Source organism: Streptomyces sp. NBC_00510, assembly GCA_036013505.1.
Lineage (GTDB): Bacteria > Actinomycetota > Actinomycetes > Streptomycetales > Streptomycetaceae > Actinacidiphila.
This window is the reverse complement of the sequence record CP107851.1, coordinates 9660337-9673251: the sequence shown is the minus strand read 5'-3', so window position 1 is coordinate 9673251 and position 12915 is coordinate 9660337. Positions and strand designations below refer to the sequence as shown.

Genomic DNA, 12915 nt, shown 5'->3' with positions numbered 1-12915 from the left:
CTTACATCCCGGATCGAGAAATTCCGTCGATGTGGTCCACATCACGCCGGAGAATCGGACCCTGACACCGACTGACCCGGAAAGCGGCGTGAAGGCGGGGATCCGCCGCCCCCCAGCCATCGGGGGCGGCGGATCCCCGCCTTCACGCACCGCCGGTCCCGGCGGTCAGTAGCCCGCGGTCAGGGCGCCGTCGATGGCGAGGGCCGCGCCGGTGATGAACGGGCTCTCGTCGCTGAGCAGGAATGCGGCGAACGCGGCGATCTCCGCCTCGTCCGCGGCGCGGCCGGTCGGCTGCTGGTTGAGGAGGGCGCTCGCGGCCTCCGGGTTGCTTGCGGTGAAGCCCTGCCACAGGGGGGTGTTGACCAGGCCGGTCACCAGGGCGTTGACCCGCACGCCGCTCTTGGCCGCGTCGAGCGCTGTGGAACGGGTGAGGCCCACGACGCCGTGCTTGGCGGCCGCGTAGGCGGCGGCGCCCGGGTCGCCCACCACGCCTACGACGGAGGCGTTGTTGACGATGGAGCCGCCGCCGCTGGCGACGATCGCCGGGATCTCGTGCTTGAGGCTGTGGAAGACGCTGGTCAGGTTGAGGGCGATGACGCTGTCCCAGAAGGACGCGTCGATGTCCCCGATCGCGCCCTGGCTGTTGCCCCCTCCCGCGTTGTTGAAGGCACCGTGAAGACCGCCGAATTCCGTGACGGCGACATCGACCAGGTGGGCGACCTCCTCCTCGACGGTCACGTCCGTCGGGACGAACAGGGCCGTACCTCCTTCCCGGGTGATCTCCGCCACGGTCGCCTCGCCGCGCTCCTTGTCGCGGGCTCCGATGAGCACGGTCGCCCCCTCGGACGCGGCGCGCTTCGCGAAGGCCGCGCCCATGCCGGAGGTGCCTCCGGTGACGATGACGACCTTGGACTGCAGGCGGTGGGACATGGGGTCTCCTTTCGTTGCCCGGCATGGCACGCGAAGGTCACGGGATGCCGGGGGTGGGTGTTCGCGGGATACGGAGCCGCGGGCTTCGCCGGTTGCTCCGTCCCGCTGGTCAGTGGACGGGTGCCGGTGTTCCCGGGGCTTCCGCCGTGGCGGGGGTCGCGCTGTGGCCCGGGCGGGGGGCGTTGACCGCGACGAGTGAGAACAGGGCGGACAGGAGCAGGAATCCGGTGGCCCACCAGAAGGCCGTGCTGAATCCGTGGACCAGCGCGGCATCGGTCACCGCTCGGCCGTGGCCACCGTGTCCGTGGGTGGCGAGGTAGGCGGTGGTGGAGCCGGCGGCGACGGTGTTGAGCAGGGCGGTGCCGATCGAGCCGCCGACCTGCTGCGAGGTGCCGACCATGGCGGAGGCGACGCCCGCGTCCTGGGGGGCGACCCCGTGGGTGCCCAGGCTCATGGCGGGCATGAAGGCGGTGCCGATGCCGAGGCCGGTGATGATCTCGGCGACGGCGAGCAGGGCGTAGGAGCTGTCCGCGTCCAGCAGGGCGAGCAGGAGCACACCGACCGCGCTGACGAGGTAGCCGGCGGTCATCAGCAACCCGGGGCGCATCCTCGCGGACAGGCGGGTGCCGAGGACCATGGAGCCGAAGCCCTGTGCGACTCCCAGCGGCACGAACGCCAAGCCGGCCGCGATCGGGGAGTACCCCTTGACCAGCTGCAGGTAGTAGCTGAGGAAGAGGAACATGCCGAACATGCTCATCACGCCGAAGGCGACCGACAGGTAGGCGCCGGCGCGGTTGCGTCCGGTCAGCACGTGCAGCGGGAGGAGCGGCGACCTGATCCTGCTCTGCGTGATCAGGAAGGCCAGGAGCAGCACCACGCCGGCGAGGAGCATGGTGACGGTGACGCCGGAGCCCCAGCCGCGGCTCTCGGCCTCGGAGAAGCCGAAGACCAGGGCAACCAGCCCGAGCGTGGCGAGGACGGCGCCTGGTACGTCGATGCGGCTGCCCTTCTGCGCGTCGGGGATGTCGTGCACCACGGTGAGGGCGCCGATGATGCCGATGACGGCGAACGGGATGTTGACGAACATCGACCAGCGCCAGTTCAGGTACTCGGTGAGGACCCCGCCCAGGAGCAGGCCGAGGACACCGCCTGCGGTGGCGATGGCCCCGTAGATGCCGAAGGCCTTGGCTCGTTCCCTGGCGTCGGTGAAGGTCAGGGAGATCAGGGCGAGTGCGGCGGGCGCCAGCAGTGCGCCGAAGACGCCTTGTCCGGCCCGGGCGACGAGCAGGGTGCCGAGGTTGGCCGCGGCGCCACCCAGTGCGGAGGCCAAGGCGAAGCCGACGAGGCCGATGGTGAAGGTCCGCTTGCGGCCCAGCAGGTCGCCCAGGCGGCCGCCCACGATGAGCAGGCCGCCGAAGGCCAGGCCGTAGGCGGTGATGACCCACTGGCGGCCGCCGTCGGAGAAGTGCAGGGCCTGCTGGGCGGAGGGCAGTGCGATGTTCATGACGGCGCTGTCCAGGAACACCATCAGCTGGGCGATGGAGATGAAGAGCAGCGCCGCCCAGCGGCGCGGATGGGGATGGCTTGGTGCAGGCATGGGAAGGGGGATCTCTCGTGCGGGAGGAGGGGGTGAGGGGAGCATCGGGAAGCGGCGCCCTGTGACGGCACCGCCCCGAGGCCATGTGGGGGGGCCGGTCAGCGCGGTGTGCGGGGGACTCCATGGACGTCGCCCCGCCCCGCCGGCGTAAGCGGACCGGGTGGTCATGTTGACCGTAACACGGAAGCGGACCGGGTGGTCATGTTGACCGTAACACGGAAGCGGACCGGGTGGTCATGTTGCCGGTCACAATGTGACCGGGCGGTCCGGTTGTTCTACAGTGGCCCCGGAAGAGCGGAGGACGTCATGACGAACCCGGCAGCCAAGCCGATGCGCAGCGACGCCGCGCGCAGCAGGAAACTGCTGGTGAGCGCCGCGTCCGAGGCATTCGCCGAGCACGGCACGGAGGTGTCCGTGGCCCAGATCGCGGAGCGGGCGGGGATCGGCAAGGGAACCGTGTTCCGGCACTTCCCCACGAAGGACGATCTTCTGGCGGCGATCGTCTGCGAGAAGATGCACGCCCTCGCCGCGACCGGTGAGCACCTCACACAGGCCGAGGACCCGGCGGAGGGGCTGCGCGAATTCATGAGCGCCGCCGTCGAGCTGCAGGTCCAGGACCGCGCCTTCTGCCAGGTCGTCCACGGGGTGGCCGATGATCACGCCGAGGTGCGCGAGAGCCAGGAACGGGTGAGCGCCGTCACCGAGGCCCTGACCGACCGGGCCCGCCGGCACGGTGCCGTCCGCCAGGACATGACCGGGCAGGACGTCATGCTGCTGATGAGCGGGATCCCCCTGACCGTCTCACGTGTGCACACGACGCAACCGCACCTGTGGCGGCGCTACCTGCGCCTGGTCTTCGACGGCATGCAGACCGGCGACGGCCCGGTGCTGCCGGGCCCGCCGCCCCACGCCGGGACCCCGGACTGACGCCGCCGGCACACGGACAACGGCCGCCGCCCCCTCGTGGGGCGGCGGCCGTCGAGGCGGGGCAGGTCAGTGGGGTGCGGCCGCCGGCTCCAGGACGAAGACCGGGATCTCCCGGTCGGTGTTCTTCTGGTACTCCGCGTAGTCGGGCCACGCCTCCACCGCACGGTCCCACCACGCGGCGCGCTCGTCGCCAGTGACCTCACGGGCCGTCATGTCCTGGCGCACGGGGCCGTCCTGCAGTTCCACCCGGGGGTCGGCGACCAGGTTGTGGTACCAGACCGGGTGCTGGGGGGCGCCGCCCTTGGAGGCCACGACCGCGTAGCTGCCGTCGTGCTCCACGCGCATGAGCGGTGTCTTGCGGATCCTGCCGGACTTGGCGCCCAGCGTCGTCAGCACGATCACGGGCTTGCCCCGCAGCGTGGTCCCGTCGGTCCCTCCGGAACCCTCGTACAGCTCGACCTGGTCCCGGACCCATTGCTCGGGGCTCGGCTGGTACTCACCGACCAAAGGCACGTCGTTCTCCCATCTCGGCATGCGACATCGACAACCTCAACATCCTCACCCACCTCGCACCTTCCCGGCGGCAGCCCCGCTTCGCGCCGCCGGTACCGCCGGCGATCACCCGGATGGCGGCCGCGCGCCCGGCGGGAGCGCGAGCCGAGCGGCGGCGTCGGGCAGGCCCGCCGGTTGCGGGAGCACGTCGCCGCACGGGAGCGGATCGCGTGAAGCACCGCCCGCGCAGGCGGCCACTGCCTCGTACAGGCCATCGAACCCGGTCTCCAGGGGACCGAGTTCCACGAGGCCGGGGAGACCGATGGTCTTCTGACCGGGACACCGTTCGTCGAGCACGCGGGTGGGTAGCACGTAGAAGGTCCACTGGCCGAGGTCGAGCGGGTCAAGGGTCTGCTTCTCCTGGTGGCGCAACAGGCAGAAGACGTACACGTCCGAGTGACGCAGTGCATCCACCGAAGTGGTGTTCGTCGGGGCGTCCCAGCCGCATGCCGGTGCGATGGAGAACGAGATCCGGGAAAGCCGGGATTGCGCCCACGACTGCAGGTACGCCGCCGATTTGACCTCGACGCGCCATCCCGCGGGCGTACGGATGTCGACGGAGTCCCATTCGGTGCGAGTACCGTCCGCAACGCCCAAGGCCGTGGCGACGAGATACTCGGCCAGGACGCCTCGCATGGTGTTGTTGGCCAGGTCGGAACACGCCCAGCGCCAGAACTCGCCGAGGGTCGCGACGGATGCGCCGTCGGCCCTGATCGGCTCGCTGCCACTGCGGCGCCGGATGACCTGCGCGCCAAGCCCGACACGGTCCATGCTCTTCCCGCCGTCCGCCCACTGCCGTAACGGCGACAGAAGTACCACAGCCTGCGGTGCTCCACCGGGTGGCGGCTCCGCGGACCCCTTTCGGCTGGGTTTCGCGTCCGTTCACACACCCGCGGCACGCGAAATCGCTCTGTCATGTTCCGGCCACGCCATCCGTAACAGGCCGCCCTGAAGATCGGCGTGCACACCGGCAGATCGAGAGAGGGCGACTCATGACACAGGGGCAGCCGACAGGACTCGACCGCAGGGGATTTCTGCGCGCCGTCGGCATCACCGGCGGCGCCGGGGCGATGTTCGCCACCATGGGCGCGCTGGGGCTCGCGCCGACCGCCGAGGCGGCCGGACGCGGCGCCGACTTCCGCGCGCCGAGCGCGGCCGACTTCCACCTCACCGGACGCAGGGCGGGCAAGGTCGTCGTCCTGGGCGCGGGCCTGGCCGGGCTGACGGCCGCGTACGAACTGGGCAAGGCCGGATACGACTGTACGATCCTGGAGCCGCGCGACCGGCCCGGCGGCCGCAACTACACCGTGCGCGGCGGGGACACCCACACCGACCTCGACGGGCGTACCCAGACCGCCCGGTTCTCCCAGGGCCAGTACCTCAACGCCGGGCCGGCCCGGCTGGCCCAGTGGATGGTCACCCTCGACTACTGCCGGGAACTCGGCGTCCCCATCGAGGTCTTCACCAACGCCAACGCCGACGCGTACATCTACCACGAGTCAGCGGGCATGCCGCCCGGGCAGCCGGTGCGGTACCGCACCGCCAAGGCCGACACCTTCGGGTACGTCAGCGAACTCCTCGCCAAGGCCACCGACCAGGGCGCGCTGGACCAGGAACTGACCGCCCAGGACAAGGAGCGGCTGCTGTCGTTCCTGGAGGGCTTCGGCGAGATCGGCGGACGGGCCGAGGGCTGGGCGTACACCGGCGGTGCCAACCGGGGCTTCACCACCTGGCCCGGCGCCGCCGGCACCCCCGGGAGCCTGCTCGGTGACCTGCCCACGGCCTCCGAGGTCTTCGCCTCGGGTGTCGGGCGGCACTTCGCGTTCGAGTTCGAGTACGACCAGGCGATGCTGATGTTCCAGCCGGTCGGCGGCATGGACCGGATACCCGGGGCCTTCGCCCGCGCCATCGGCGATCACCGGATCCGCTACGGCTGCCAGGCCACGTCGCTGGTGCAGTCGGCCGGCGGCGTCACCGTCGGCTACATCGACCCCACCGGACGGCAGCGGCAGGTCGAGGCGGACTACTGCGTCGCGGCCATGCCGCCCCATCTGCTCGCCAAACTGCCGCACAACCTCGGTCCCGACGTGCAGACCGCGCTCACCACCATCCGCCCCTCGTCGGCCGGCAAGATCGGCCTGGAGTACCGTAGCCGCTGGTGGGAGACCGACCACCGCATCTACGGCGGCATCACCGAGACCGACCTGGATCTGTCCCACATCTGGTACCCGTCCTACGGTCACCACGGCAAGCGCGGCGTCATCGTCGGCTACTACAACACCGGGGCCAACGCCGACGCCTACGCCGCGCTGACCCCCGCCGGGCGTGAGGCCCGCGCGGTCATGCAGGGCGTGAAGATCCACGGCGAGAAGTACCGGAGCGAGTTGGCGAACTCCTTCTCCATCGCCTGGAAGCGCGTCCGCCACCTCGAAGGCGCCTGGCACAGCATCCCGGGCGGCACCGACGCCGCCGTCTACAGACCCCTGAACGAACCCACCGGACGCGTCCTGTACGCCGGCGACTGGCTGTCCTACATGGACGCCTGGCAGCACGGCGCCATCCTCTCCGCCCGCAAGGCCGTCACCGCGTTGCACAGCCGGGCCCTGAAGGCCTGACCGCCCGTCGCCACGGGCAGAGGCGCTCGGCCGGGGAAACCCGGCCGAGCGCCCGTCCACGCCGCTCGCGGCCTACTTCGTCAGGTAGGCGTCGACGATCGTCTCGGTGACGGTGTTGCCCTGGCGGTCGGCCGCCTCCGCCTTGAACGAGACGGTGCCGCCCGCCTTGGGGTCGGTGACCTCCACCCGCCGTCGCGGACGGCCGTCTTCTCCCAATGGGCGCCCTTGTCGTCGGAGACCCACACCTTGAGGGACTTCAGGTTCCGTCCCTCGGCGGCGCCCTCCACGGTGACCGGCACCCGCACCTTGGCCCGCGCCCTGCCCGTGTTGTCCAGGGACAGCGCGGGGGTGAAGCGCACGACGGAGGTGGGGATCTCGGTGATCCCGTCCGCGTACGCGGAGGAGAACCTCCAGGACGCGGTCATGCTCGTGGAGACGTCGGCCGCCGCGCCGCGGGTGACGGGGGCGGTGAGCCGGTAGTCGGCCCGCGCGTTGTCGGCGACGTAGAAGCAGTCGAAGGGGTAGATGCTCTGGTAGACCAGCTCGCCGTTCCGGTACAGGGTCGTCAGCGCGCTCTCGTAGGGCGAGTTGTTGTCGCTGAAGTTGCCGCTGCCGTCGGAGAACAGCGGGACCCTCCCGAGGAGCGCCTCGCCGTTGCGGACCAGCCCGGCGCCTTCCGGCAGGGAGGGGCCCGAAGACGCCGACGTTGAACACGTGTTCGTAGGAGCGTCCCGGCTTGAACGTCCGGGCCGCGGCCTCGTAGCCGGTCTCGTAGGAGTCATGGGCGTCCACCTGGGTGAACAGCAGCGTCCAGGGGTGCCCGCCGACAGCAGGTGGAGGGTGCCGGTGTTCGGAAGCGGGCGCTCGATGCCGAGGCCGCTGCCGCCGTCCGTGACCGGTGTGACGAACCCGAGCTTGCCCTTGGCCGCCGCTCCGACCTTCATCGTGACGTCGGCCGGCGCGTGGTGTGCTGGGTGAAGCCGGTCAGGTACGTGTCGCACGTGGGCCGGTACACCAGGGTGTAGTCGTCGCGTCCCTGGACGCCACGCTCGGCTTCGGACGAGTCACCCCGGGCCCGTTGTTCGCTCGACACGGAGGAGCTGACCACGCGCAGACCGGGCCAAGGCAGGGTGCGCCTGGTGTGGCGTCCCGCGACCGGCAGGTGGCACATACGGGGCCATTGATGGGCGGCTCGGTTGCCCGGGCACTACGCTCAGCCATCAGCTCCGGCTACCCCCACCGCATGCTCGGGCGAAGCGGGCCGGGGGTGCGTTCTTCGGTCGGCGTTGCGTACAGAACTAGGTTGCGTTCGTAGCGGCGTGCCGCGCGATCGTAGGGACCGGCGCATGTGATCAAAGCCAGCCGGTGGGGGCCGGCGCGTGTGAAGAGGTCACGTGGCAGATGCTCCTGCTGGTACGTGCGCCGGGCGGTGACCCGATACAGGCGTACCTTGGCGTCCGCTCCTGTCACTGTGATGGGGCCTCCCACGGGTATGTCGTACAGTGCGGCGAAGGTGCCCAGCCCGTCTTCGCGGCTGTCGACATGACCCGCTATCAAGACCGTGCCGGTCGCCGCGCCCAGCGGAGCCCCCAGTGCCCACCATCCGCCGGTGTGGAGGTTTTCCGGCAGGTCGAGAGCACCGTCGGCCCGGGCGGCGACAGGTACGACGACGGCGTCGAGACCGGCTGGGCCATGGATGCGGGTGGGTGGCGACGCCTCTTGGCCGTCAAAGGCGGGGCGGTGCACACCGACGGGCAGGGTGCCCGAGTCGGTGACGCCCAGTTGTGGCGTCGTCCACGTCAGCCAGCCGGCGGCCGCCGCGCTCAGACCGCAAAGTGTCATCACAGCGGCGGCCGACCGGTGGCGTTCCACGGGTTCTAGCTCTTCCCGGCCGTTCGGCGGCGGATGCGCAGGAGCCAGGCCGCTCCGCCGGCGGTGAGCAACGCGCCTCCGGCCACGCCGACCAGGCCCGCGGTGGTGGCCGAGCCTTGCGCGGCGGCGAACTGGCCCCCTGATCCAGCGTGGACCATGCCGGTGCCCGAGGGGGCGTGGCAGGTGCCGCCGCGGACCATGTCCAGGTGCATCGCCACCACCGGACGGGCGCTGCGGGCGGCTGCCACCACTTCGGCGTTGCTCCCCGCCTTGATCTCCTGGTCGATCAACGCGAGGGTCTCGCGGTGCCCGACGTCCTCGGTGCTGAGCCATGCCGCGTCGTACGCCGGGCTGCCCGCCTTCGCCTGCACCTCGGCCAGCCCCTTGTCCTGCGCGGTGGATGTGGACGGCGGCAGCGTCACCTTCAGCTTGCCCGCGAGCATTTTCACATCCGCGTCGAGCTTGCTGTGGTCTTGGACGAGCACCTCGCCGACCTGCTTCACGCACTCGGTCGTCGCGTGACCCTGTGCGTCGTTCCCAGCCGCGATCTCGGCGAGGTTCCCTTGGTGGATCTGCGTCAGGAACGTCGTGTCCTGGTCGGTCAGCCCCGCAGCGAACGCCTGGGGCGTTGCTATGCCGGACAATGCCGCCGCTGCCACGGCGGCAGCAAGCAGTCGTGTACGCATCGGTACTGCTCCCTTCGAGCCGGTGGGGCTGCAAGGCGGCACCACACCGGTGGTCAGAACGGGGCGCATGGCACAGCGCCCCCGCACAGATGGCTGCCACCCCGGCACCCAGCCGTACCGATGAAGTCCGGTGGGTCACCCGTCGAGCCGATGTGCGCGTGCTCTGGCCGTGAACGACCGCCCAGCCGCATCGCCGGTGCATCGCCAGACGGTGATCCTTGTGAGTCCGCCGGTCGTGTCGCCAGCGCGAACCGATTCGGACTCCGACTTCAGGACGAGGAGCAGCCCACGGCCGGTCTGCGGGACCACCCGGAGCCCCGGGCGACGGTGCGTCGCCCGGGGCCTCACACGCCCGCGTTACTCGGCGTGCCGCGGCGCCTGGTCCTCGGCCGCCGGCAGTGACCGGATGGCGCGGCCGCTCACCTCGCGCGGCACGACGCGGATCCACAGCTCCCGCGTTCCCCCGGCCCAGGGCTCGGCCCCGGGACGCCGGGCGAGGGACTCCACGACGGCGGCGTCGGTGATCCGGTCGGCGGTGCCCGCCACCAGGACGCTCCAGCCGACACGGCTCACCTCGTCGACATGGTCGGTCTCGAAGGCGAGCTTCGTGCCGGACGCGACCGCTGCCGCGCCGGCCGGATCCGTCCGGTAAACGACCGTTCGCCCATCCACCAGGAAGTTGACCGGCACCAGTACGGGAGGGTCGTCCCCGGTGTCCGGCTCCGGAGCATGGGCCACCCGGCCGATTCCGTGCGTGCCCAGCCGTTCCCAGCACTCCTCCTCGGACAGCCGCTGCAGCACCGGACGGGCCGCCGGCCCACCCCGTCCCGGCGGCGCCTCGCGCGAGCCGAGCGCCAGCTCCTCGTACGACACCCCCAGCACGGCGGCCAGCCGCATCAGCGCGGCGGGGTCGAAACCGGTGCCCAGCTCCTCGACCTGCCGCAGGTACACGATCGACATCCCGGCCCTGGTGGCCAGCTCCTCGCGGGACATGCCCAGCTGCTCCCGCCGCACCGCGACGCGGCCGGCCACGCTCTCACCGTCGAAGGAGCCGCCGCCCGCCGAGCCGGGCCGGTCCGGACCACCCATCACTGCCGCTCACCACCTTCGTCCCGTCTCCCTTCAGCGCAGCAGACCCATCGGCAGCCCGCCAGTCCAGGGACGGGGCCCTTCGGCCCTGACGACGGGCCGTCCGGCCCCGGAGGACGGCCCCGGCTGGACGCGCGGAGCCGTCCCCGGCCGGAAACGCCCGGGAGGCGGTGGGCGGTCAGGCGAGGGCGGGTTCGCGCTTGACCGGGGCGAGTCCCCCGGCCCGGGACAGGAGCTGGACGCAGGCGGCACAGAGCAGGCCGGTCATGGTCAGCGTCAGCCAGGGGAGCCACGGCTTGCCGCTGTGGTCGGCGAGGTCCCAGATGGCGCCGGTGGCGAGGTTGCCCAGGGTGATGCCCAGGCCGGAGACGGTGTTGTACCAGCCGTAGTGCGTGGCGACGAGGCGCTCTCCGGAGAGGGTGACGATGGTGTCCATCTCGAAGGGGTAGACCACCGCGGAGCCCACGGCCAGGACCGCGACGGCGATCACGAGCAGGGCCACCGCGAGACCCGCGTCGAACGTCCCGCCGGACGGGTCGGGGCTCACGGCCAGGGGCGTGAAGGCCAGACCCATGAGGAGGATCCCGCCGACGATGGCCTGCGGTCCGGTCCAGCGGGCACGGACCCACCCGGTGATGCGGAGCTGGCCGAGGACCGACACGACCGCCGAGACGATGAACAGGCCGCTGGTGACGGCCTGTCCGCCGGTGCCGAGGAGTGCGTGGGCCTGCAGGGGCAGGGCCAGGTAGACCTGGAAGGACAGCACGTACGAGCCGACCATGGCCAGGGAGAACAGCATGAACGGCCGGTTGCCCAGCACCTGCCGCCAGGAGCCGAGGACGCCGGCCGCCGCGCCGGGGCCGGCGCCGCGTTCCGGCCGCCGGTCGGGCAGGGCCCGGCACTGCAGGACGGTCAGCACGGCGAAGACGGCCGCGGCCGTCAGGCACACGGCGCGGAAGTCCAGGGCGAGCAGGGCCAGGCCGACCAGCGGGCCGATCAGGACGCCCGCCTGGTAGAAGACGTTGAACAGGGCGAAGCCCTCCACCCGCCGATCCCCGGCCTCCACGGCCAGATAGGCGCGGACCGCCGGGTTGAACAGCGCGCCGGCGAACCCCGCGGCGGCCGAGGCCGCGACCAGCGCGGGCAGGGAGTCGACCAGCCCCAGCAGCGCGAAGCCGAAGGTGCGCAGGGTGCAGCCGATGACGATGGGTGCCTTGTAGCCGAAGCGGTCGGCGATGGTGCCGCCGAGCACGAACATGCCCTGCTGGGAGAAGTTCCGTACGCCCAGGACGAGGCCGACGGCCCAGGCGGCCAGGCCGAGGCCGCCGGCCAGGTGGTCGGCGAGGTAGGGCATGAGCATGTAGAAGCCCAGGTTGATGGCGAACTGGTTGGCCATCAGCAGCCGGGCCGGGGTGTCGAAGGAGCGGGCCTGCCGCCACAGCCCCCTCACCGGGCGGCCTCGAAGGACACGCCGCCGAGTTCGCCGTCGGGCGCGTCGGCCAGTGGGTCCACCACGGTGGTGCAGCGGGTCCAGCGGTCGACCACCGTCTCGCCCGGCTGGGCGATCTCCTGCGGGTGCTCGGCCGGTTCGTGGTGGAGCAGGCCGTGGTCCCGGCAGTAGGCGTCGTCGAAGACGGTGCCGACGTAGCGTTGGGGGCCGTCGGGGAAGATCGTCACGATCCGGGTCTCGGCCGGCAGCGTACGGGCCAGCCAGCGGGAGACCAGGGCCACCGCACCGACGCTCCAGCCGCCGGTGGCGTAGTGGTCGCGGGCGAGGCGCCGGCAGGCCCACACCGCCTCGCCGGCGGCGACCCAGTGCACCTCGTCGAAGGCCGGGTAGTCGACGTTGCGGGGATGGATGCTGCTGCCCAGACCCCGCATGAGCCGGGCGGCGGGCGGCTGGCCGAAGATCGTCGACCCCGTGGTGTCGACACCGACCAGCCGCAGGTGCGGGAAGAACGCGCGCAGCCGGCCGCTTACCCCGGCCGAGTGTCCTCCGGTGCCGACACTGGCGACCAGCACGTCGATGCGGCCGAGCTGGGCGACGAGTTCGTGGGCGAGGGCCGCGTAGGCGGCGACGTTGTCCGGATTGTGGTACTGGTCCGGGCACCAGGCGCTCGGATCGGCGGCCAGGAGGTCCCGCACCCTGTCGCGGCGGGCCTGCTGCCAGCCGCCGAGGGCGTGCGGTTCGGCGACGATGTCGACGGTCGCTCCGTAGGCGGTGAGCAGGGAGACCATGGACGGTTCCATGCCGGGGTCGGTGACCGCCGTGACCGCGTGTCCGTGCACGGCCCCCGCGAGGGCGAGCCCGAGGCCGAGCGTGCCGCTGGTGGACTCCACGATGCGGGCACCGGGGAGGAGTTCGCCGCGAGCGCGGGCCGCCTCGATCATGTACAGCGCGGAGCGGTCCTTGATGCCGCCGGGGTTGAAGCCCTCGAGTTTGGCCCAGAAGCCGCGGCCGTCGGGGACGAAGGGCGATCCGACCCACAGCACGGGCGTGTTGCCGACCAGCCCGGCCGGAGTGCGGCGCGGGGGCGCGGTGGCGGCGAGGAGTTCGGCCGGGGACGCGGGCGTGCCGGGGTGAGGGAGGGTGCTCATACGGTTTTCTCCTGCGGCCGTCGCCGTGGCGCGGCCGTTGCTCGTACGG

The 12915-nt window shown here is 71.7% G+C and carries 12 protein-coding genes; 2 read left to right on the top strand and 10 right to left on the bottom strand.

Annotated features, from left to right (window positions below):
- Positions 1 to 165 precede the first annotated feature (165 nt).
- Positions 166 to 930: an SDR family oxidoreductase gene (locus tag OG937_44170; GenBank protein ID WUD78225.1), complete on the bottom strand. Its 765-nt coding sequence runs from the start codon at positions 928 to 930 to the stop codon at positions 166 to 168.
- A 109-nt stretch (positions 931 to 1039) separates the two neighbouring features.
- Entirely contained in the window at positions 1040 to 2527 is a 1488-nt protein-coding gene (locus tag OG937_44165) for an MFS transporter (protein WUD78224.1), read from the bottom strand.
- A 306-nt stretch (positions 2528 to 2833) separates the two neighbouring features.
- On the opposite strand from OG937_44165, the gene OG937_44160 reads away from it, so the two are divergent.
- On the top strand, positions 2834 to 3454 hold the full coding sequence (locus tag OG937_44160) for a TetR/AcrR family transcriptional regulator (GenBank protein WUD78223.1): 621 nt from the start codon (positions 2834 to 2836) through the stop codon (positions 3452 to 3454).
- Between the two features lie 66 nt (positions 3455 to 3520).
- On the opposite strand, the gene OG937_44155 is transcribed toward OG937_44160, so the two are convergent.
- Entirely contained in the window at positions 3521 to 3967 is a 447-nt protein-coding gene (locus OG937_44155) for a nitroreductase family deazaflavin-dependent oxidoreductase (protein ID WUD78222.1), read from the bottom strand.
- Between the two features lie 105 nt (positions 3968 to 4072).
- Complete coding sequence (locus OG937_44150; protein ID WUD78221.1) at positions 4073 to 4777, bottom strand: hypothetical protein; 705 nt, start codon at positions 4775 to 4777, stop codon at positions 4073 to 4075.
- Positions 4778 to 4998: 221 nt separating this feature from the next.
- On the opposite strand from OG937_44150, the gene OG937_44145 reads away from it, so the two are divergent.
- Entirely contained in the window at positions 4999 to 6621 is a 1623-nt protein-coding gene (locus tag OG937_44145) for a flavin monoamine oxidase family protein (protein WUD78220.1), read from the top strand.
- Between the two features lie 80 nt (positions 6622 to 6701).
- Here the strand turns inward: OG937_44145 and OG937_44140 are convergent, their stop codons facing one another.
- The 6 genes from OG937_44140 to OG937_44115 all read right to left on the bottom strand — a co-directional run bounded on the left by OG937_44140 (position 6702) and on the right by OG937_44115 (position 12866).
- Entirely contained in the window at positions 6702 to 7565 is an 864-nt protein-coding gene (locus OG937_44140) for a hypothetical protein (protein ID WUD78219.1), read from the bottom strand.
- Positions 7566 to 7851: 286 nt separating this feature from the next.
- Positions 7852 to 8493, bottom strand: coding sequence for a class F sortase (locus OG937_44135; GenBank protein WUD78218.1), 642 nt, complete (start codon positions 8491 to 8493; stop codon positions 7852 to 7854).
- Positions 8494 to 8498: 5 nt separating this feature from the next.
- Positions 8499 to 9179 (bottom strand): DUF4142 domain-containing protein, encoded by a 681-nt coding sequence (locus tag OG937_44130; protein WUD78217.1) that lies wholly within the window; start codon positions 9177 to 9179, stop codon positions 8499 to 8501.
- 357 nt (positions 9180 to 9536) lie between these two features.
- The gene (locus OG937_44125) at positions 9537 to 10268 is read right to left on the bottom strand and encodes a pyridoxamine 5'-phosphate oxidase family protein (GenBank protein ID WUD78216.1); all 732 of its coding nucleotides are present in this window, start codon (positions 10266 to 10268) and stop codon (positions 9537 to 9539) included.
- Positions 10269 to 10446: 178 nt separating this feature from the next.
- Positions 10447 to 11718 carry an MFS transporter gene (locus tag OG937_44120; GenBank protein WUD78215.1) on the bottom strand — a complete coding sequence of 424 codons (1272 nt, stop codon included), beginning with the start codon at positions 11716 to 11718 and terminating at the stop codon, positions 10447 to 10449.
- The gene (locus tag OG937_44115) at positions 11715 to 12866 is read right to left on the bottom strand and encodes a PLP-dependent cysteine synthase family protein (protein ID WUD78214.1); all 1152 of its coding nucleotides are present in this window, start codon (positions 12864 to 12866) and stop codon (positions 11715 to 11717) included. Before OG937_44115 ends, OG937_44120 begins: the two co-directional genes overlap by 4 nt.
- Between the last annotated feature and the right edge of the window lie 49 nt (positions 12867 to 12915).